A 19,904-nucleotide genomic window follows, 5' to 3' on the forward strand; every position below is an offset into this window, starting at 1 on the left:
CCCCGTCATTCAAAATCCCCGGTTCATTCCCTTTTTTCTGCCATTCGCGCCGTTCCTGTTCCCGGCTTGCCCGTTTCACGGCAGCTTTGCGGGAAAAACGAATGAAACCATTGATTTGGCTGCCTGGCCTGTTATTGCCATTGCGCAGCGTACCTCAGCAAGTAATTTCCACGCAAACGGTAAGGAATGGCTGGGTAAATAACCGCACTAACTTATCCATCCCCACAGCGTAACCGCGCATAACCAGCTCATCACCCCTACCACCATCCAGCCCGTTACCTGCATCCACAGCGGATGGCGGTAATCCTGCATCAGCCTTTTTTTGCCGGCGGCCACCAGCACAACGGCCAGGGCCAGCGGCAATATCAGGCCATTGAATGCTCCGGCCATGATCAGCAGCTGTACCGGTTTCCCCACCAGCACGAACACTATCGTAGAGGAAACGATAAAGGCGCTGATGAACCAGCGTTCATGCTGCGCGATGAAATGATGGAAGGTCTTGAGAAAGGAAACGGAAGTGTAAGCCGCGCCTACAACGGAAGTGATCGCCGCGCTCCACATCACCATGCCGAAGAAACGGTACCCCACTTCCCCGGCTGCGCTGCGGAAAACGGAGGCGGGCGGGTTGCCGGGGTCCAGCACCACGCCCTGCGACACTACGCCGAGGGCGGCGAGGAACAGCAGTGTGCGCATAACGCCGGTGATCACAATGCCGCTCACCGCGCTGCGGTTCACATACCTCACCTGCGCCTTTCCGCCGATGCCGGCATCCAGCAGGCGGTGCGCGCCGGAGAAGCTGATATACCCGCCCACGGTGCCGCCTACCAGCGTTACAATGGAGGCGGTATCGATCATATCCGGCCATACGCTTTGCTGCAGGGCTTCCAGCACGGGAGGGCGGGAGCTGGCGGCCACGTAAAGCGTCAGCAATATCATCAAAATGCCCAGTGCGCGCGTGAAATGGTCCAGCGCCTTGCCGGCTTCCTTCATCCAGAAAATGAACAGGGCAATGCCGCAGCTGAGCATTGCGCCATAAAGTGTATCCATCCCCGTTAGGGCCTGCAATCCAAGCCCGCAGCCGCCGATGTTGGCGATATTGAAGGCCAGTCCCCCCAGCACTACCAATCCCGCCAGCAGATAGCCAAGCCCGGGCAGCAAGGCATTGGAGAGGTCCTGTGCGCGATGCTGCGTAACGGTAAGCACCCGCCAGATGTTCAGCTGTGCGCCGATGTCCAGCAGAATGGATACGAGTATGACGAAGCTGAAGGCCGCGGCCTGCTGCTGGGTGAATACGGTGGTCTGCGTGAGGAACCCGGGACCGACGGCGGATGTCGCCATCAGGAAGGCGGCTCCCAGGAGAACGGAGGATCTTTGCTTGTTCAAATGTGCTGTATTGAAATATGATGTTGACGTAAGGCGGTGTTGATAGCCCTGGCGAAAGGAAGGGCATGCTCCCCGTCGCCATGCAGGCAAATGGTTTCGGCGGCAACCGGTATGATCTTGCCGCTTGTGGTGGTCACCTGCTGCTGTGTGACCATTTGCAGCACTTGGCTGATGGCGGCGGCTTCACTGGTAATGAGCGCGCCCGGTTGCTGGCGCGGAGTGAGACTGCCATCGGCCTGGTACGTTCTGTCTGCAAATACTTCCCCGGCGGTTTTCAGGCCGGCTTCCACGGCGGCCTTGATGAGCCAGCTGTTGCTGAGGCCGTAGAGGCAGAGCTGCGGATAGTTGTCGCTCACCGCTTTGGCGATCACCTGCGCCATGGCGGGTGTTTGTGCGGCCATGTTATATAATGCGCCATGCGGTTTGACGTGCGTCATCACCGCGCCGTGCGCCTGGCAGATGGATTGCATGATCTGCAGCTGTGTGGCTACGAGATCATACAGGGCCGTATCGGAGAGCTGTTGCGGTGTTCTGCCGAAATTTTCCCTGTCCGCAAAGCCGGGATGAGCGCCGATGGACACCTGGTGTTGCAGTGCAAGGTCAATGGTGCGGGCGATGGTCTCCCGGTCTCCCGCATGATATCCGCAGGCGATGTTGGCGCTGCTGATGAAAGGCATGATACCGGCATCGGTACCCAGTCCTTCCCCCATGTCGCAGTTCAGGTCGATCTTGTTGAGCATTACAGGTTGTTGGTTGGCTAGTGAGTTGTTTGTTCCCACTCCTCCAGCCGTAATTTACAGGCATTTTGCAGAATTAGCAAACCTTGTTCCTGCTGCCAGAGCAGGTCTTCCGCCGTTTTGAGATCAACCGTGCTGAAGCGCAGCGGCTGATGCGGCGCATAGCGGGAGAGCGCGGGCATATCCGCCGATATCACATGTGCCACCCGCGGATATCCGCCGGTGGTCTGATGGTCTGCCATCAATATGATCAGCTGCCCGCCGGGCAGGAGTTGCATGGTGCCTCTGCTGACGCCGGCGGAAAGCCGTTCGCTGCGGTCGCGGGTCTTTAATACGGGGCCGCGTAAACGAAATCCCATACGGTCGCACTGCGCCGTCAGCATAAACGCTTCCCCGCTGAGGTCTTCCTGCGATCCTTTTTCGAGCAATGCCCATTCATGGCCGTGGATGATGCGGATGGTGCCGGTGGTTGCATAGAGATGGCTAATGTCGGCGGACCATGGCAATACCTGCGGTTGTTTGAGCGGGGGCAGCGCGAGTTCCTGCCGGAAGGGGAGCCGGTCGCCTTTCTGCAATGCTCTTCCCTGGAAACCGCCGGTGCCGGCCTTCAGGTGAGTGCTGTAACTGCCGAGCCAGGGCGTGAGCGCAAACCCCCCGCTTACCGCAAGGTAACAGCGGGTGCCGGAAACCGGCCGCGAGAAACGTAATACGGCATGCTTGGGCGCCAGTACAGGCTGGTTGAGCGGAATGGGCTGTTCATTCAGCATCGCCCCGAAATCGGCTCCGGACAAAGCGATCATCGCATCGGCCTCAAAGAGGAAGGCGGCTGCGGGAAAATGCAGTTCTATGGCAGCTTCCGTACCGCTATTGCCCGTAAGGCAATTGGCCGTGAAAAGGGCAATACGGTCCATCGCCCCGCCGGGATTGATCCCGAGGTGCTGATAGCCATACCGTCCTGTATCCTGTATGGTATCCAGCAGCCCTTGTTGTACAACCTGTATCAAAGATGGGTCAGTTTAAATTTGTTGCCCGGACATATCCCGGAATGTTGCCAATGATATGGGCACGAACCGTATGGCATCACCGGGCTGGCAATAGCAGGGTTGCTCCCTTGCAGGATCGAACATCTGCAGCGGCGTCCGCCCGATGATGTTCCAGCCCCCCGGGGATTCCATCGGGTAAATGCCCGTCTGCGCCCCCGCAATACCTACGCTTCCCGCCGGTACTTTCAACCGGGGCTGCTTCAGCCGCGGTGTGGCCAGCCTGTCATCTACTTTGCCCATGTAAGGGAAACCCGGCAGAAAACCGATCATGTAAACGGTATATGTTCCTGCGGTATGCAGTGCTATGATCGCTTCCACGGTCATTTGCTTCTCTTCCGCCATCGCTGCGATATCCGGCGCGAGGGAAATATCATAACATACCGGTATCTCCAGTTGCCGGGGCGCGGCCGTTACCTGTTCTACCTCCTGTTCCAAAGCCTGCATGACAACCGTACGGATGACCTCTGCGGGAGAGAGCGGATGATGCCTGCGCATCAGCGCCGTATCATACACAATGGTCAGCGAGGCATAAGCGGGAATGAGGTCCAGGATATAAGGCCGCTGCATGGACTGCAATGCATGGAATGCCTGCATGACCCGCCGGTGCACCACAGGATCGATCTGCTGCGCCCATTCCACAATAACGGAACGATCGCCCAATGGAGCAATGCTGTAATCTTTTTTCATGCCTTTTCAAATGCGGTATCCCACTAAAGTAAGATATCCCGCTGTTTAAAACCCCATCTATTTTTTCGGGCACCGGAAGAAGTTGAGGTAAACGGAAAGCAATACCGCAGGAGCGAACAGTAACAGGATCATCAGATTGATGAACGTATCGCTGAAATCATGACCGGTGATCTTGTTGGCAAAATAGGTGACAAAAGATGCCGGCAGGTTACGTTCGCCCAGTTGTTCCTTTACCCGCCACTGCCAGTCGGTTATAGGGCAATACCCCATCCCGAACCATATGCCGAGGATCACCCAGCTGAACAGGGTAGCGCCGGCAAAGATCAGATGCAGCCTGCGGGTGGCGCGGAATATCCATCCGGATAAATTGAAGCCGATGATCAGCAGGTGGAGGATGGTGAAAAATATGTCGAGGAATGTCAGCATTGTTGAGATCAGTTTTTATGGTGAAATTTCCCGCGTTCCGCTAACAGCCGAAAATATAATGCCAGAACAGGGGGCGTCTGCGCTCCCTGCCGGTTTTTTATAGGTTATGCACTTTTTTCGATAGCGATGGCGTTATGAAAAAAGAGTAAATTTAATACATGCGAAAACTTCCGCTTATGCGAACATCCGGATTTTACGCCTGCCTGGTGGGCATTTGCCTGCTGCTTTCCTGCACCAAATCGAATGAAGAGAGACAAACAGATCCTTCCCGGCAGGAAGATCTTGTGAACGTTGCCTATGGTTCCGATGGCCGGCAGCGGTTCAATATTTACCTGCCTGCGGGCCGCAGCGATACCGCCACGCCGGTGCTGTTCTTTATTCACGGCGGCGCCTGGACGGGTGGCAGCAAGGATGATTTAGTGAGCGCGATCCCTGGATTCCGGCAGCTGTTCCCGGACTGTGCCATCGTGCTGGTCAATTACCGCCTCTTTAACCTGCAGACGGGCGGCAACAAGTTCCCCGTGCAGGAGCAGGATGTAAAGGCCTGCATCGATGCGGTCATGACCAATAACAGCGACTATCATATCTCGCGGAAATTCGTGTTATGGGGACAAAGCGCCGGGGCGCATCTCGCCGCGTTGTATGCCTATAAGCATGCCGGTACGTTCAAACCCCGTGCCCTGATAGACCAGGTAGGCCCAACGGATATGCTGTCCATGTACACCCAGCTGGCCGATCCTAACCTGAAGATACTGATGAAGGCATTGATCGGTGATCCGCAGACCGGGGATTCCGTCCTCTACAAAAGTTCAAGCCCCTCGCAATATGTCAGCCCGGACTGTCCGCCTACCCTGATATTGCACGGCACGGCGGACGAGGTAGTGCCCTACAAGCAGGCGGAACTACTGCGGGACAAACTGCAGCAGAACGGGGTGCCGTTCATCTACAAGCTGTACCCGGGCGAAGGGCATGCGCTGACCGGTGTTGCCGCGGAGGTGAACAGCGAGATCGTTGCATTTCTGCAAACCTGGCTGAAATGAGCCGGCTTATCCTGAAACGTCAATGCCCCGGCAACCGCATTGAATAGTTTGCCCGCAGCCGGAGGGCCATTTTCGTATAGGCGGCCCGGATCGCCGGCCGGTAAAACCTTTAAAACCCCGTTTTGCTGCTTTGCAAGTCCCGCCGCAACTGCCTGCCCCTTTCAATTTTTCAGGAAAAAATGCCCGGAAATAGAAAAACACTGATTTTATCCGTAACTTATGTATCGTATCAGTGTGTAAGATCGGAGCACAGGAAAATTGTCTGTTAAACTCGATTGTGGAAGCGCTCAGGAGAGAGAGTCAGAGCCGCCGGCAATATCAACCAGAGGATCGTTTACTTTCTATATTCAAAATAGAATCATGCCTATGTATTTAATGGTACATTGTTGTTCTGTCCGGGAATGGCTGAGAAAGCGCCCGGCAGTTGTAGTCTTGTTGCCCTTGCTGCTTGCGCTGTCCATAAACACGCATGCGGCCGCTTTCCAGGATAGTGTGGGTACCAGAGCCCGCGGCAGGGTCATGGATGCTGAAGAGAACATACCCCTTCCCGGCGTGACCGTGGAAAACCTCATCAATCACAAAGGCGTATTGACGGATGTTAACGGCATGTTCGTGCTGGATGCGCGCTCCGGCGACAGCATCCGTTTTTCGTATATCGGCAAAAAGCCGGTGATAGCAGTGTTCCGGGGGGTGAACATGAATGTGAGCCTGACCGGTCAGGAGGGAATGCTTTCCGAAGTAGTGGTAACAGGGTTCCAGGATATTGACCGGCGCAAGTTCTCCGGCGCGGCGGTTACCCTCAAGGCGGAAGACGTGAAAATGGATGGCGTTATCGATGTCAGCCGCATGCTGGAAGGGCGCGCGGCCGGTGTATCGGTGCAGAACGTATCCAGTTCCTTCGGCGCCGCCCCCAAGCTTCGCGTCCGCGGCGCCACCTCCATCAATGGCGATAATAAACCGCTGTGGGTAGTGGATAATGTGGTGCTGGAAGATATCATCAATATCTCCAACGATCAGCTCTCCAGCGGTGACCCTACCACGCTGCTCGGCTCGGCTGTCGCCGGCCTGAATGCCAATGATATCGAAAGTTTTGCCATCCTGAAAGATGCCGCGGCCACCGCCCTTTACGGTGCAAGGGCCATGAACGGCGTGGTGGTGATCACCACGAAGAAAGGACGTGTCGGCAAACCGCTCGTTACCTACACCGGCAATTTCAGCACCCAGCTGAAACCCCGGTACGCGGATTACAATATCATGAACTCCGTGCAGCAAATGTCCGTGCTCGCAGAGCTGGACCGTAAGTCCATCATCACGCCGTCTATTCTCGATCGCGCAGATTACGGGGTGTATGGTAAGTATTACAACCTGGTGAACGCGGACGATAACGGCAATTTCCCCGTGCCGAACACGCCGGAGGGAAAAGCGGCGTTCCTGAGAAGATACGCTACCGCCAATACGGACTGGTTCGGCTTGCTCTTCAAGAATAACCTCATGCAGGAGCATTCCCTCGCCATCTCCTTCGGTACAGACCGTTCCCAATCCTATTTCTCTACCAGTTATTTCGGGGATAATGGTTGGACGATAGCCGACCGGGTGGGGCGTTATACGCTCAATTTCCGCAATAATTACAAGTTCTCCGACCGCCTGTCCGTTGGCTTTGCCACCCTGGCTTCCGTACGACGGCAGAAAGCGCCGGGAGCGCTTGCCCGTGAAGCCAATGCCGTGGAAGGGCAGTTCGATCGCGACTTCGATATCAATCCCTTCAGCTATGCCCTGAATTCAAGCCGTACGCTCACCGCATACGATGAGAACGGGGACAGGGAATACTTCCGCCGCAACTTTGCCCCTTTCAACATCCTCACCGAACTGGAAAATAACTATATCCATATCAATGTGGCAGACCTCCGCCTCCAGGGCGACCTTTCCTGGAAGATCACGGATGCGCTGCGGTACGAGTTCGTTGGTGCGCTGCGGTACGTGAAATCATCCCGCGAACACCAGATCACGGAAAATGCCAACATGGCCAATGCTTACCGCGCTGCGGGAACATCTACCATCAGGGAGAATAACCGCTTCCTCTACCGCGACCCTGACAATCCGGAGGCGGAGCCGGAAGTAGTGCTGCCCTATGGCGGTTTCTACAACCGCACGGAAGACCAACTGGTAAACTACGATTTCCGGAACAGCCTGAACTATGTGAAGACCTTCGCCGGTCTCCATTCCCTGAATGCCCTGGCCGGTATGCAGGTGAAATCGGCCGACAGGCAGAACTTCTCCAATACCGGTTATGGTTATCAATATGATAACGGCGGCGTTCCTTTTGTAGATTATCGCATCCTCAAACAAACCATTGAGAGCAATTTCCCGTATTATGGTATGAGTAAGGATTATGACCGCTTTGTGGCCTTTTATGCCTCAGCAGGATATTCTTACGACCAGAAATATAATTTCACCGGCACGGCGCGGTACGACGGGTCCAACCGCCTGGGCAAATCCCGTGATGCACGCTGGCTGCCCACCTGGAGCGTAGCAGGCTCCTGGAACGCAGACCGCGAGCCATTCATGGAGGATGTCAGGTGGGTAGATTATCTCACGCTCCGCGCTTCCTACGGCCTCACCGCCAGTATGGGCCCGGCCACCAATTCCACCATCGTGTTAAGGAATATCAATACAAACCGCCCGTACCTCACCGAAGTGGAATCGGTGATACAACTGGCCAACCTCGAGAACTCGGAGCTGACCTGGGAAAAATCCTACACCACCAACCTCGGGCTGGATGCGGGACTTTTCCAGCAGAAGGTCAATTTCAGCCTCGATGTTTACCAGCGCAACAGTTTCGACCTGATCAGCCTCATCCGTACCTCCGGTATCGGCGGCGAACAGGAAAAAGCGGCGAATTATGCGGATATGCGGTCCCACGGGCTGGACCTCCTGATCGGCGGCAACGTGATCAAAAAGCGGGACTGGGGCTGGCGGACCAATCTCACCTTCGGATATAACAAGAACGAGATCACCAACGCCCTGAACCGCCCCCGCATTTTCGATCTCGTAGTGGCCGAAGGCGGCAACCGCCAGGGATATCCCGTACGCAGCCTTTTTTCCCTCGATTTCAAAGGGCTGGATCACCGCACCGGCATCCCGCTGTTCACCAATGAAGAAGGCAAAACCTCCGGCGGCGTGTACCTGCAGGACCAGAATATAGATCACCTCGTATATGAAGGCCCGGTAGACCCCGTTGTTACCGGCGGGTTCTCCAATACTTTCAATTACAAGTCGTTTTCGCTCAACATATTCGTTACTTACCAGGCCGGCAACAAGATCAGGCTTTATCCCGCATTCAAAACCGATTACTCCGACCTGGATGCCATGCCCAAAGAGTTCTATGACCGCTGGATATTTCCCAACGACGAACGGTTTACCAATGTGCCATCGATATTGGGCGCTTACGAGCTGTCACAGCAGGGCGGGAACTATCCCTACAATAACTACAACTATTCTACGGAACGGGTGGCAAAAGGTGATTTCATCCGCCTGAAGACCGTATCGCTCAGCTATCAGCTGAAACCTTCGCTGCTGAACAGGATCGGTTTCAACAGCGCCAGCGTTACCGGAGCGGCTACCAATCCCTGGCTCATTTATGCCGACAGCAAACTGAAAGGGCAGGACCCCGAGTTTTTTAATTCCGGAGGTGTGGCGCTGCCCATCCAGAAACAATTTACACTCTCGTTGAAAGTGGGAATTTAATCGCATCGACCATGAAGAAACTGACAATATACACAGCCATATTACTGGCATTCACGGCAGGCAGCTGCAAAAAGTTCCTGGAACAGCCGCCGGACAACAGGGCGGAGCTGACCTCGCCTGAACAGGTGTCCCGCCTGCTCGGTACCGCCTACCCGCAGGCCAATTACGCGGGATTCTGCGAATCCTCTTCCGATAATGTGGCGGACAAAGGCGCGGGCATCATCGAGAACTTTAATGTGGATGCCTACCGGTTCAACGAAATAAATGACGATCAGCAGGATTCCCCCGAACTGTACTGGAATTCCTGTTACGCGGCCATTGCCGTAGCCAACCTGGCGCTGGAAACCTGCCGTAACGCCGATAATCCGGAAGCGTACTCCGCACAGAAAGGAGAGGCGCTCCTTGCGAGGGCATACGCCCATTTCATGCTGGTCACCATCTTCGCTGAGGTGTACGATCCGGCCACAGCAGACACCGATCCGGGCATTCCTTATGTTACCGTGCCGGAGAACGTTGTGTTCAAGAATTATGAGCGCAAAACCGTGGCCTACGTATATGATATGATCGAAAAAGATCTGTTGACAGGGCTGCCGCTGATCGATGATAAAACCTACAGCGTGCCGCGCTATCATTTCAACCGCGCCGCCGCCAATGCTTTTGCCGCGCGCTTTTACCTGTTCAAAAGGGATTATGAGAAAGTAGTGGCGTACGTCAACCAGGTATTCCCTACCAACAATGCCGCCAATATGCTCCGCCCCTGGAATACCACTTACCGGACCATGACCTACCAGGAGCTGTTTGCCGTATATGCCCGCGCCACGGAGCCGGCCAATCTGCTGTTATGCGAAACCCAGTCCGTATGGGGCCGGTATTATTATACCCTTCGTTACAGCCTGACAGCCGCCAAGCGTAATGAAGTGCTGTTCAGGAACGTTACCGGAGGGCAATGGTCATTCCAGAACCATGTGTACACCGCCGGAACGGATAATTACCTGATCCCCAAGATCAATGAGCATTTTGTGCGGAATAATGTGAATGCCAATATCGGGCTGCCGTATGTGGTAGTGCCGCTGTTCACCGCGGAAGAAGCGCTGCTGAACCGGGCGGAAGCCAATGCGCTGCTGAACAATACCGCTGCCGCCATGACCGATCTGAACACTTACGCCGCAACACGCATCAATAATTACAGCGCCGCCGTACATGCCGTCACATCAGCAAAGGTGCAGAGCTATTACGGCACCAATCTGCAGACAGGCCTGCTGAGAACAGCGCTGGATTTCAAGCGTGCGGAATTTGTGCAGGAAGGGATGCGCTGGTTCGACATCCTGCGTTACCGCATCCCCATCACACATACAACACGCGAAGGAGAAACATACACACTCACCGGCGATGATCCGCGGAGGCTTTTCCAGATACCGGAATCCGCGACCATTGCAGGTATATCCCGAAACCCCCGTTAATCATCACCAATGAAAAAGACATTGCATATGCATATCAAACATCTCCATATACTGGTCCTCCTGCTCTGCGGCACACTAGCCGCCTGCAACAGGGAAGATGCGCTGGGAAATGTGGATGACATCAACCTCGGCGGCGATACCTGGGTAAAAGGCCCGATTGATGAATGGATAGCAGACAGCCTCACCACACCGCTGAACGTTTCCGTCAAATACAAATGGGACCAGGGCGAGCTGGACTTCAACCGCACCCTTGTTCCGCCGAAAGAAGAAAAGATCATTCCCGTGCTCAGCGCCATCCGGAAAGTATGGCTGCAGAATTATATCGCGGAAGCCGGGGAGATATTCATGAAGAAGTATTGCCCCAAGTTCTTTGTGCTGGTGGGTAGCGCCAGTTATAATACAGACGGCACCATTACCCTCGGTACCGCCGAAGGTGGCCGCCGCATTCTCCTGTACGTGCTGAACGATTTCCGCATCAAGGGAATGACTGGATATGTACCGAGCGATTCGTTCAACGTGAAAATGATGTTCCATACCATTGAGCATGAATTTGCGCACATCCTTCATCAGAACGTGATGTATCCGCTGGATTACAAACGCATATCCGCAGGGAATTACACCTCCAACTGGAATAACGTCACAGACAGCGATGCCCGGTCAGACGGTTTCATCACCGCATATTCCATGTCCAATCCCGATGAGGATTTTGTGGAAATGGTATCGATGATGCTGGTGGAAGGCCGGCAAGGATTCAACGATATCGTGAACAGCATCACTGAGCCGGGGCCCAATGGCACTACGCCGGAACAGGCGAAGAGCATATTGCGCCAGAAGGAAGCGATGGTGGTCAGCTATTTCAACGACACCTGGGGCATTAATTTTTACAGCCTGCAGACGCGTACACGCACGTCCATCAATGAGCTGGTGAAATAGCAAGGTTAAAGACATTCATTCAAAGCGAAAAATATTTACGGATGCAAAGAGTATTACTTTTTCTACTCGTCACCCTTACCCTTTTTTCCGCATGCCGGAAAGATGATGACCCCGTGTTCGACCAGTCGCCGGATGAGCGGATCAATCAAACGCTGGAGGCTTACCAGACCGCGCTGGCCGGCTCAACCTACGGTTGGAACGCTGTGTTGACGACGGCGAATGGTGTATCCTATCACTTTCATTTCAGCTTTAACGACGCCAACCGGGTGCAGATGTTTGCGGACATCGATACCGTCAGCGCCATTGAGCGGAAAGAAAGCAGCTTCCGCCTGAAAGCCCTGCAACAGCCCGCCCTGCTCTTCGATACCTATTCCTACATCCACGTTCTGGCCGATCCGGACGGCAGTGTGAATGGCGGCGAGTATGGCGCAGGCCTCCGCTCGGATTTCGAGTTTTCCCTGGATACGCTGACAACGGACAGCATCCGGCTTACCGGCCGCTTCAACGGCAGCAGCATGGTGCTGTCAAGAGCCACACAGGAAGATCTGCAGAACTGGTCAGGCGGCGAATGGAAAAAGGCGATGCTGTTTGAATATACCGGGCAATACATCCTGAATTATTTCAGAAGGCTGGTAACCGGCGGCCGTCAATATGAGATCATGGTAAACCCCGTCAGCAGAACGGTCACTTTCACCTGGATAGACGGCAATGGTGTTGTACAGCAGCATACCACGGCGTATTATTTTACCAGTGAAGGCGTGGTGCTGGAATCGCCGTTGACGGACGGCGCCACAACGGTCAGCTCTATCGCGGACATTGTATGGGATGCCAATGCAGGCGTTTTCCGGGTAGATGTGAACGGTGTTACCGCCGCAACGATACAGGGCGCCATTGCCCCGGTGCGTGTAGACCTGGATGGCCCGCAGCGGTGGTGGCAGCGCATGCTTGCTGTGGATGGTTATTGGGTATCGCTGAATGGATTTCATGTAAACGGGGTGGACGATGCCTATGGTCTCCGCAATCTCCCGAATTTTTATTTCCTGCTCTTCTGGCCCGGGTATGGCGCTAATTACGACCTGGCGGGATATGTATTCCTGCAGGGAGGAGGGCTGGCGCTTAACTTCGGTACTGCAACCGCCAGTCCGCCTTTATTTACCGCCAATGGCCGGATCATATTCAATTACCTCGGAGACCTCGGGAACATTCCCGATGAAATGCTGGATGAATACGTGAATACCGCACTTAAATTTATAGACGCGGACGGTTTTTACCTGGTACAGACCAGCACTACGAGCTACGATATGGTGAGCGCAAAAGATGCAAGAACATGGATCACATGGACAGAATAAACAACCTATTTAATAACCAAAATCAATTTATTTTATGAGAAGGATTACGACCCGCATTTTATATGTTTTGCTGATGGGCGCTATGGTATCCATCGCTTCCTGCGGCAAGGACGGAGATACCGGCCCACAGGGTGAACAAGGCCCTCCCGGCCCAACCGGCCCTCCCGGTCCCGGTGGCGCACAGGGTGATCCCGGAACGGCCAATGTTATTTATTCCGGTTGGCTGGATGTAGTATTTGAACCCGTGACGAATGACGCCGGTGATACGCTTGCCTTCAGCGCAGTCATCACAGCGCCGAAACTGACGCAGGAGATACTCAACTCCGGTGAGATCAAGGTGTATATCAACTGGGGAACGGCTACGCAATCACAGATCGATCCCCTGCCGCAGGCCGATCCGTTTTTCGGGACTTATATCACTACTACATTTTCGCTGACGGAGATATTTATGCTGGCGAACTTCGATGCAAGTACGTTTACCGAAGATGGCGCAAAATATCAGCAATACCGTTATATCCTGATCCCGGGCGGCACTACCGCACGTACATCGAAATCTGTAGACTGGAACAATTACAAGGAAGTGCAAGCCTATCTTGGTCTGAAAGACTGAGGCAGGTACAGCAGGACATAAAGCAATTTGGAGTGCGCCGCATGATGAACACCCTTGCAAGCCAAACACTTTTAAGGGAGGACACATGATGGGCGCACTCTGTCATTTAAGGATTTACACAACACATTTCCCTGGTGCAGCTGTTATGAAGCCGTAACGTACAGCAGTCGCCTGACCGCCTAAACCGTCCCTTCTTTTTCGTTATAAAAATACCGCAACGCTCCCGAGGGACATCTCTTCACCTGTTCCACGATCCGCTCCGTCGTTGCCCCGTTTGCATTGATCCAGGGCTTCGCATTAGGATCGAATACCTCCGGCAACTGCGAAGCACATCGCGCCGCATGTTTGCAAAATTCAGGTTTCCATACCACCGTTACTTCACCGTTGCTGTAATGCACTTTCTTCTGTACATCTTCTTCCCTGAACAGGTAGGTGCGCAATTGGATTTCCCCTTCCAGTATCTTCGATACAGGGCAGGCTTTTGCGATCTCCAGCAACCTGCTGCGCTGCTCTTCGGGGAGCGGGTTCCCGAAAGCTATATCCCGGTCGAATACCGTAACCGTCTTGCCCTCCCGGATCTCCTGGTAGAAATTCGCATTCACCGAGATCTGCGGTACATCCCATCCTTTCCGGTCGATATACATCCGCAGGGTGGCGAGCGTACAGGAAGCGAGGGAAGAAACGAGGAGCGTAAAGGGATCGGGGCCGGTATCCTGCCCGCCTGACTTCAGCGGTTCATCCGTGATGAAAGTACCATTGCGCCATTCAATGGTGCATTGATACTTTACCGTGCCAATAGTACCGTGAACCGGTTTTTCCAGCTTGTATTGCATATGATGATTTTAAATTGGGGGAATCCTTATCGCCATCAATTTAGCGAAATTATTGACAGGCGCGGCAAACAGGTACGTAAAAACGCCAAGTGCAGGGGTAAGTTACGACACGCCTTTCTGCTACCTTTGAAAAATGAAGCAAACCTCGGTGGGACGCACACCACAGGTAAGCAGCAGGGAGGGCAGCATCGTTTGTTGCTGTTTGAATTATACTGACAATGAATCATTATGCAGATGAAAACGGTATCTCTTTTAGTGCCTGAGAACGGCGTAGCTGCTGCAGTGGCAGACACCTGGTATCTCTTCACCGCGGTGAACGAATTGCTGAAAGCAGCCGGTCGCCCGGCTTTGTTTAAAGTGCAGCTGGTAGCGCTTTCAAAAGAAGTGGAACTGGCTGGCGGAAAATTTGCGGTGCGGCCGGACCGGGTACTGGCAGATGCAGGGCGGGCGGACCTGGTGATCGTTCCCGCCATTACCGGCAATATGAAAAGCACGCTGAAGAAAAATGCAGCATTCATCCCCTGGCTGCAGCAGCAATATGAAAAAGGCGCGCAGACCGCCAGCCTCTGCACAGGGGCATTCCTGCTGGCCGCCACCGGTCTGCTGGATGGGAAAACCTGCTCCACGCACTGGATGTTCGCGGAGGAATTCCGGAAGATGTTCCCCGCTGTGGAAATGGTGGACGAGAAGATCATCACCGGGCAAAAAGGCCTCTACACCACCGGCGGCGCCAATTCCTACTGGAACCTGCTCATCTACCTCGTGGAGAAATTCACAGACCGGCAAACCGCCATCCTTACCGCCAAATATTTCCTGGTGGAAACAGGCGCGAACAACCAGTCCGCTTTCGTGATATTCAAAGGGCAAAAGGACCATCACGATGATCTTGTTAAAAAAGCGCAACTCTACATCGAGCAACGCTACCGGGAAAGAATAACGGTAGACCAGCTGGCCGAATTGCTGGATATTGGACGCCGCAGCCTGGAACGCAGGTTCCGGAAAGCCACGGCCAATACCCTGATCGAATACATCCAGCGGGTAAAGATCGAGGCTACGAAAGCGGAGCTGGAAGCCGGTGTGCGGCCGGTACGGGAAGTGATGAAAGAAGTAGGTTATACGGATGTGAAGGCATTCCGGGATGTGTTCCGGAAATTCACCGGCATGTCTCCGGTGGATTATAAAGATAAATACAGCAGGGTGCCGGGTTTCCCGCAACCCTGAAATGGTTTTCCCCAAAACACGGCTGCGCATATGGCAGGCGGTGGATGGCCTCCAGGGCCGATCTGATGAGGGTTTCCCCCGTTGCACGCATGAGCAAAGATCGCAGCAAAAGAATCGCCGGTGACGGTCAGCACCATACTATGACCGGATGTTATCGTTTTATTTGAGCGCTCCGCAACCCACCCTTTTCCACTTGGAATACTGTTTTTTCAAGATAATGCTTTGAATTGCCAAAGAATTTCCACAATTTTCGGTTACGTACACGAATTTCATGCAGCGCGATCATTAAAACGCACCGCCTGCAAACCCAAATAAAATTCTGCATAAATGGAAAACTCCCGCAGGGCATTTGTCCGCAAAGCTTTAAAGGGCGCCGCAGCCGTTGCGATCGGTGGTGTGCTGCCAAGCATCAGCGCCCGCAGTTATGCCGCCATCATCGGGGCCAACGAACGTGTTCGCGTAGCCGTTATGGGCGTGAATGCCCGCGGCCTCGCACTGGGCTCCAATTTCGCGAAACAATCAGATTGCGAAGTGCTCTACTCCTGTGATGTGGACAGCAGGGCATCGGACAAGTTCATCGGCGCCGTGGAAAAGATCACCGGCAAACGCCCGAAGGCTGCGCCTGATTTCAGGAAAGCGCTGGAAGACAAGGCACTTGATGCGCTCGTTGTAGCCGCTCCGGACCACTGGCATGCGCCGGCCGCGCTGTTGGCCGCAAAAGCGGGCAAACATGTGTACCTGGAAAAGCCCTGCAGCCACAATCCCCATGAAGGCGAACTGCTGGTAGCAGCGAGGGCGAAATATGGAAAAGTGATGCAGATGGGGAACCAGCGCCGGTCCTGGCCTAACGTAATAGCCGCGGTCAGCGAACTGAAAGCCGGGGCTATCGGCAGGTGCTACTTCGCAAAAACATGGTACACCAATAACCGCGCGTCCATCGGGAAAGGCAAGGAAACCGCCGTACCATCCTGGCTGAACTATGATCTGTGGCAGGGCCCCGCTCCCCGCGAGCGCTTCCGCGATAATATCATTCATTACAACTGGCACTGGTTCTGGAACTGGGGCACCGGCGAAGCGCTGAACAACGGCACCCATATGGTGGACGTTGCCCGCTGGGGGCTGGGCGTGGATTATCCCGTCCGTGTCAACTCTTCCGGCGGCCGCTATCATTATAACGATGACTGGGAAACGCCGGATACGCAGATCATCAACCTGGAATTTGCCAATAACACCTTCATCAGCTGGGAAGGCAGAAGCTGCAACGGCCGCCCCGTAGAAGGCAGCAGCGTTGGCGTAGCCTTCTATGGAGAGAACGGTTCGCTGGTGATCGACGGCGGCAACAGCTACACCATTTACGACCTGAAGAACAAGGTGGTGAAAGCGGCAAAAAATGATATAGAGATCGATGCCCGGAACAATATGAATCCATCCGAGCAGCTGGATGCCCTGCACATTCAGAATTTTTTCGATGGCATCCGGAAAGGCACTGCGTTGCACTCGGATATCGTCAGCGGCCACCAGAGCACGCTCCTGGTGCAGCTGGGCAACATCGCGCAACGCACGGGCCGTACGCTGAACATCGACCCGAAAACGGGCCGGATAAAAGATGATCCCGGCGCGCTGGAATATTGGAGCAGAAAATATGAACCGGGATGGGAACCCTCCGTCTGACACATTTACATCAGCCATAAACTCATTCATGCCGCGGACCGTTGCAATACGGTCCCGCTAAAAACAGCATTTCCTGTCATGCATAACATCAAACGAACAATGTTACTGGCCGCCATCGCATTTGCCGGCTGCAAAAATGAACAAAGTATGAAAAAGGTATCCTTCATCACGGTAGATCCCGGTCATTTTCATGCTGCGCTTGTACAGAAATCCATGTACCCGGATGTTGATTCCGTTGTGCATGTATATGCCCCGGAAGGGAATGATGTGAATGCATACCTGGGTATGATAACGCAATACAACAGCCGGGAAGAGGCCCCCACCACCTGGAAGGAAGAAGTGTACACCGGAAGCGACTACCTGGAAAAGATGCTGGCGGACAAAGCGGGCAATGTAGTGGTGCTGGCCGGCAACAACGGCAGGAAAACCGGGTATATCAGCCGGTCCGTTTCGGCCGGGCTCAACGTGCTGGCGGATAAACCGATGGCCATCAGCCCGGAAGGCTTTACCCTGCTGAAGGCAGCATTTGATACCGCTGTGGAAAAAAATGTGCTGTTATACGATATCATGACCGAACGCTACGAGATCACCAGTATGCTGCAACGGGAGCTGTCGCAGTTGCCGGGCGTTTTCGGAACGCTGCAGCAGGGCAGCGCGGCAGAACCGGCCGTGATCAAGGAAAGTGTGCACCATTTCTTTAAATACGTTTCCGGCAAACCCCTGGTACGCCCGGCCTGGTTCTTTGATGTAAAACAGGCGGGTGAAGGGATCGTGGATGTGACCACCCACCTGGTAGACCTTATTCAGTGGACCTGTTTTCCGGAAGTTACGCTCGACTACAGCAAGGATGTGAACATTACCAGCGCACGGCGCTGGCCTACGCAGCTCACGCCCGCCCAGTTCAGCCGCGTTACCAGTACGGAAGGCTGGCCGGACTACCTGCAGCCGTATTTGCAGGACAGCATGCTGTTTGTGTATGCCAACGGCGAGATCAACTATACGCTCAAAAACGTACATGCCAGAGTGGCCGTGATGTGGAATTTCGAGGCGCCCGAAGGCACCGGCGACACCCATTATTCGCTGATGCGCGGAACGAAGGCCGATCTGCTGATCAGGCAGGGCGCGGAGCAACAGTATAAACCGGTGCTGTACATCCGGCCGCATCAGCAGGAAGATGCGGAAAGCGAAGTGTGGAAGAACGAACTGCAGGATATGCTGAAGAAATATCCCGGCGTAACGGTGCAAAAAGCAGCAGAAGGATGGGAGGTGATGATCCCGGAGGAGTACAAGACAGGGCATGAGGCGCATTTTGCGGAGGTGACGAAGAAGTACCTGCAGTTCCTGAAGGATGGCGGCATGCCTGCCTGGGAAGTGCCCAATATGCTCGCAAAATATTACACAACAACGGAAGCGCTGCGCAAGGCGGAAACAGTGGAGGCAAGATAGTTCAGTCTCGTTCCCGGACGCAGCAGGGTGTCAACAGCCGTTCTGCGTCGTGGCTTTACTCCGCATAATAAATAATCGCATGCGCACCATACAGATAATCAATGATCTGTGGCGAAATATTGTTATATCATCCTAATTATACTACATTTGCCGCCCTGAGTTCTTTACGGACCGGAAAGCAGCATAGACAGGCCCGGTAGATCCGGGTTTATCTTTTTATGGAAATCCCTGTACTGGCGGCTCTGTTGGGGCACTTGTGAGGGTTTACTATCTTTATGACGATGTACTTTAACCTTTTTAAATCTGATTATGCAATTTCTGGATTTTGAAAAACCGATTGCGGACCTGTATGAACAGCTGGAGAAACTGAAGGAGAACGGCAATAAGTCCGGCGTGGATGTTTCCGCAACCGTTAGCGAGTACGAACAAAAGATCATAGATACCAAGAAGCATATCTATAATAATCTTAGCAGCTGGCAGAAAGTACAGCTCAGCCGTCATCCGGACAGGCCCTATACCCTCGAATATATTGAACGGATGTCCACCAATTTCGTGGAGTTGCATGGGGACAGGAATGTGAAGGATGACAAGGCGATGGTAGGTGGATTTGCGGACCTGGACGGCGAAACCGTGATGTTCATCGGCCAGCAGAAAGGGGTGAATACAAAGATGCGCCAGATCCGGAATTTCGGTATGGCCAATCCCGAAGGGTATCGCAAGGCGCTGCGGCTGATGAAGCTCGCGGAAAGGTTCAACAAGCCCATCATCACCCTCATTGATACACCGGGCGCCTATCCGGGCCTGGAGGCAGAGGAGCGGGGGCAGGGCGAAGCCATTGCCCGGAATTTGTTTGAAATGGTGAAGCTACGTGTACCGGTGATCTGCGTGATCATCGGGGAAGGTGCTTCCGGCGGGGCTTTGGGCATCGGTATGGGAGACCGCATCTTCATGCTCGAAAACAGCTGGTACACCGTGATCTCCCCCGAAAACTGCTCCACCATCCTCTGGCGCAGCTGGAACTTCAAGGAAAAGGCCGCGGAAGAACTGAAACTGACTTCTGACTATATGAGCCAGTTCGGCCTGGTGGACGGGGTGATCAAAGAGCCGGTAGGCGGCGCACATTCCAGCCACGAGGAAATTGCGCAAACCCTGAAGCTGAAGCTGAAGGAAACGCTGGCGGAACTCAGGAAGATCAGTCCTGATGACCGCATTGAGCAACGTATCGAGAAGTTTTCCAATATGGGATTTTTTGAAGAGCGCTGAATAAATTAACGGGCTTTTATTGCGGGAACCGATCCAAATTTTCATCTTTGCATTTTTC

At 54.1% G+C, this 19,904-nt stretch carries 16 protein-coding genes; 10 read left to right on the plus strand and 6 right to left on the minus strand.

The window, feature by feature from the left end; all coding sequences use genetic code 11:
* Nucleotides 1–207 precede the first annotated feature (207 nt).
* The 5 genes from FW415_RS08630 to FW415_RS08650 are packed head-to-tail and all read right to left on the minus strand — an operon-like array spanning nucleotide 208 to nucleotide 4,276.
* Nucleotides 208–1,383 carry an NRAMP family divalent metal transporter gene (locus tag FW415_RS08630; RefSeq protein WP_246858979.1) on the minus strand — a complete coding sequence of 392 codons (1,176 nt, stop codon included), beginning with the start codon at nucleotides 1,381–1,383 and terminating at the stop codon, nucleotides 208–210.
* On the minus strand, nucleotides 1,380–2,123 hold the full coding sequence (locus tag FW415_RS08635) for a 5-oxoprolinase subunit PxpA (RefSeq protein WP_148383857.1): 744 nt from the start codon (nucleotides 2,121–2,123) through the stop codon (nucleotides 1,380–1,382). Before FW415_RS08635 ends, FW415_RS08630 begins: the two co-directional genes overlap by 4 nt.
* Nucleotides 2,124–2,140: 17 nt before the next feature.
* A complete protein-coding gene (locus FW415_RS08640; RefSeq protein ID WP_148383858.1) occupies nucleotides 2,141–3,124 on the minus strand; it encodes a biotin-dependent carboxyltransferase family protein in 984 nt (327 codons plus the stop codon).
* A gap of 12 nt (nucleotides 3,125–3,136) precedes the next feature.
* Nucleotides 3,137–3,850 (minus strand): 5-oxoprolinase subunit PxpB, encoded by a 714-nt coding sequence (gene pxpB / locus FW415_RS08645; RefSeq protein WP_148383859.1) that lies wholly within the window; start codon nucleotides 3,848–3,850, stop codon nucleotides 3,137–3,139.
* A 57-nt stretch (nucleotides 3,851–3,907) separates the two neighbouring features.
* Nucleotides 3,908–4,276 carry a DUF2784 domain-containing protein gene (locus tag FW415_RS08650; RefSeq protein WP_148383860.1) on the minus strand — a complete coding sequence of 123 codons (369 nt, stop codon included), beginning with the start codon at nucleotides 4,274–4,276 and terminating at the stop codon, nucleotides 3,908–3,910.
* A gap of 176 nt (nucleotides 4,277–4,452) precedes the next feature.
* On the opposite strand from FW415_RS08650, the gene FW415_RS08655 reads away from it, so the two are divergent.
* The 6 genes from FW415_RS08655 (at nucleotide 4,453) to FW415_RS08680 (ending at nucleotide 13,412) form a co-directional block, all read left to right on the plus strand.
* Nucleotides 4,453–5,316 (plus strand): alpha/beta hydrolase, encoded by an 864-nt coding sequence (locus tag FW415_RS08655; RefSeq protein ID WP_168208736.1) that lies wholly within the window; start codon nucleotides 4,453–4,455, stop codon nucleotides 5,314–5,316.
* A 366-nt stretch (nucleotides 5,317–5,682) separates the two neighbouring features.
* Entirely contained in the window at nucleotides 5,683–9,060 is a 3,378-nt protein-coding gene (locus FW415_RS08660; protein WP_148389879.1) for a SusC/RagA family TonB-linked outer membrane protein, read from the plus strand.
* An 11-nt stretch (nucleotides 9,061–9,071) separates the two neighbouring features.
* Nucleotides 9,072–10,520: a RagB/SusD family nutrient uptake outer membrane protein gene (locus FW415_RS08665; protein ID WP_148383862.1), complete on the plus strand. Its 1,449-nt coding sequence runs from the start codon at nucleotides 9,072–9,074 to the stop codon at nucleotides 10,518–10,520.
* A 9-nt stretch (nucleotides 10,521–10,529) separates the two neighbouring features.
* Nucleotides 10,530–11,453, plus strand: a complete 924-nt coding sequence (locus FW415_RS08670) for a putative zinc-binding metallopeptidase (RefSeq protein WP_148383863.1) — start codon at nucleotides 10,530–10,532, stop codon at nucleotides 11,451–11,453.
* 41 nt (nucleotides 11,454–11,494) lie between these two features.
* A complete protein-coding gene (locus FW415_RS08675) occupies nucleotides 11,495–12,802 on the plus strand; it encodes a DUF4302 domain-containing protein (protein ID WP_148383864.1) in 1,308 nt (435 codons plus the stop codon).
* 34 nt (nucleotides 12,803–12,836) lie between these two features.
* Entirely contained in the window at nucleotides 12,837–13,412 is a 576-nt protein-coding gene (locus FW415_RS08680; RefSeq protein WP_148383865.1) for a hypothetical protein, read from the plus strand.
* A 179-nt stretch (nucleotides 13,413–13,591) separates the two neighbouring features.
* On the opposite strand, the gene FW415_RS08685 is transcribed toward FW415_RS08680, so the two are convergent.
* On the minus strand, nucleotides 13,592–14,245 hold the full coding sequence (locus tag FW415_RS08685) for a (4Fe-4S)-binding protein (protein WP_148383866.1): 654 nt from the start codon (nucleotides 14,243–14,245) through the stop codon (nucleotides 13,592–13,594).
* Nucleotides 14,246–14,479: 234 nt separating this feature from the next.
* Here FW415_RS08685 and FW415_RS08690 point away from each other — a divergent pair, with 234 nt between their 5' ends.
* The 4 genes from FW415_RS08690 (at nucleotide 14,480) to FW415_RS08710 (ending at nucleotide 19,846) form a co-directional block, all read left to right on the plus strand.
* Nucleotides 14,480–15,466 carry a GlxA family transcriptional regulator gene (locus FW415_RS08690; protein ID WP_148383867.1) on the plus strand — a complete coding sequence of 329 codons (987 nt, stop codon included), beginning with the start codon at nucleotides 14,480–14,482 and terminating at the stop codon, nucleotides 15,464–15,466.
* A 327-nt stretch (nucleotides 15,467–15,793) separates the two neighbouring features.
* Nucleotides 15,794–17,137 carry a Gfo/Idh/MocA family protein gene (locus FW415_RS08695; RefSeq protein ID WP_148383868.1) on the plus strand — a complete coding sequence of 448 codons (1,344 nt, stop codon included), beginning with the start codon at nucleotides 15,794–15,796 and terminating at the stop codon, nucleotides 17,135–17,137.
* Between the two features lie 147 nt (nucleotides 17,138–17,284).
* Nucleotides 17,285–18,583: a putative oxidoreductase C-terminal domain-containing protein gene (locus FW415_RS08705; protein WP_246858981.1), complete on the plus strand. Its 1,299-nt coding sequence runs from the start codon at nucleotides 17,285–17,287 to the stop codon at nucleotides 18,581–18,583.
* A 309-nt stretch (nucleotides 18,584–18,892) separates the two neighbouring features.
* Nucleotides 18,893–19,846 carry an acetyl-CoA carboxylase carboxyltransferase subunit alpha gene (locus tag FW415_RS08710; protein WP_210420848.1) on the plus strand — a complete coding sequence of 318 codons (954 nt, stop codon included), beginning with the start codon at nucleotides 18,893–18,895 and terminating at the stop codon, nucleotides 19,844–19,846.
* The last annotated feature ends 58 nt before the right edge of the window (nucleotides 19,847–19,904 follow it).

The organism is Chitinophaga sp. XS-30 (genome assembly GCF_008086345.1).
Classification (GTDB): domain Bacteria; phylum Bacteroidota; class Bacteroidia; order Chitinophagales; family Chitinophagaceae; genus Chitinophaga.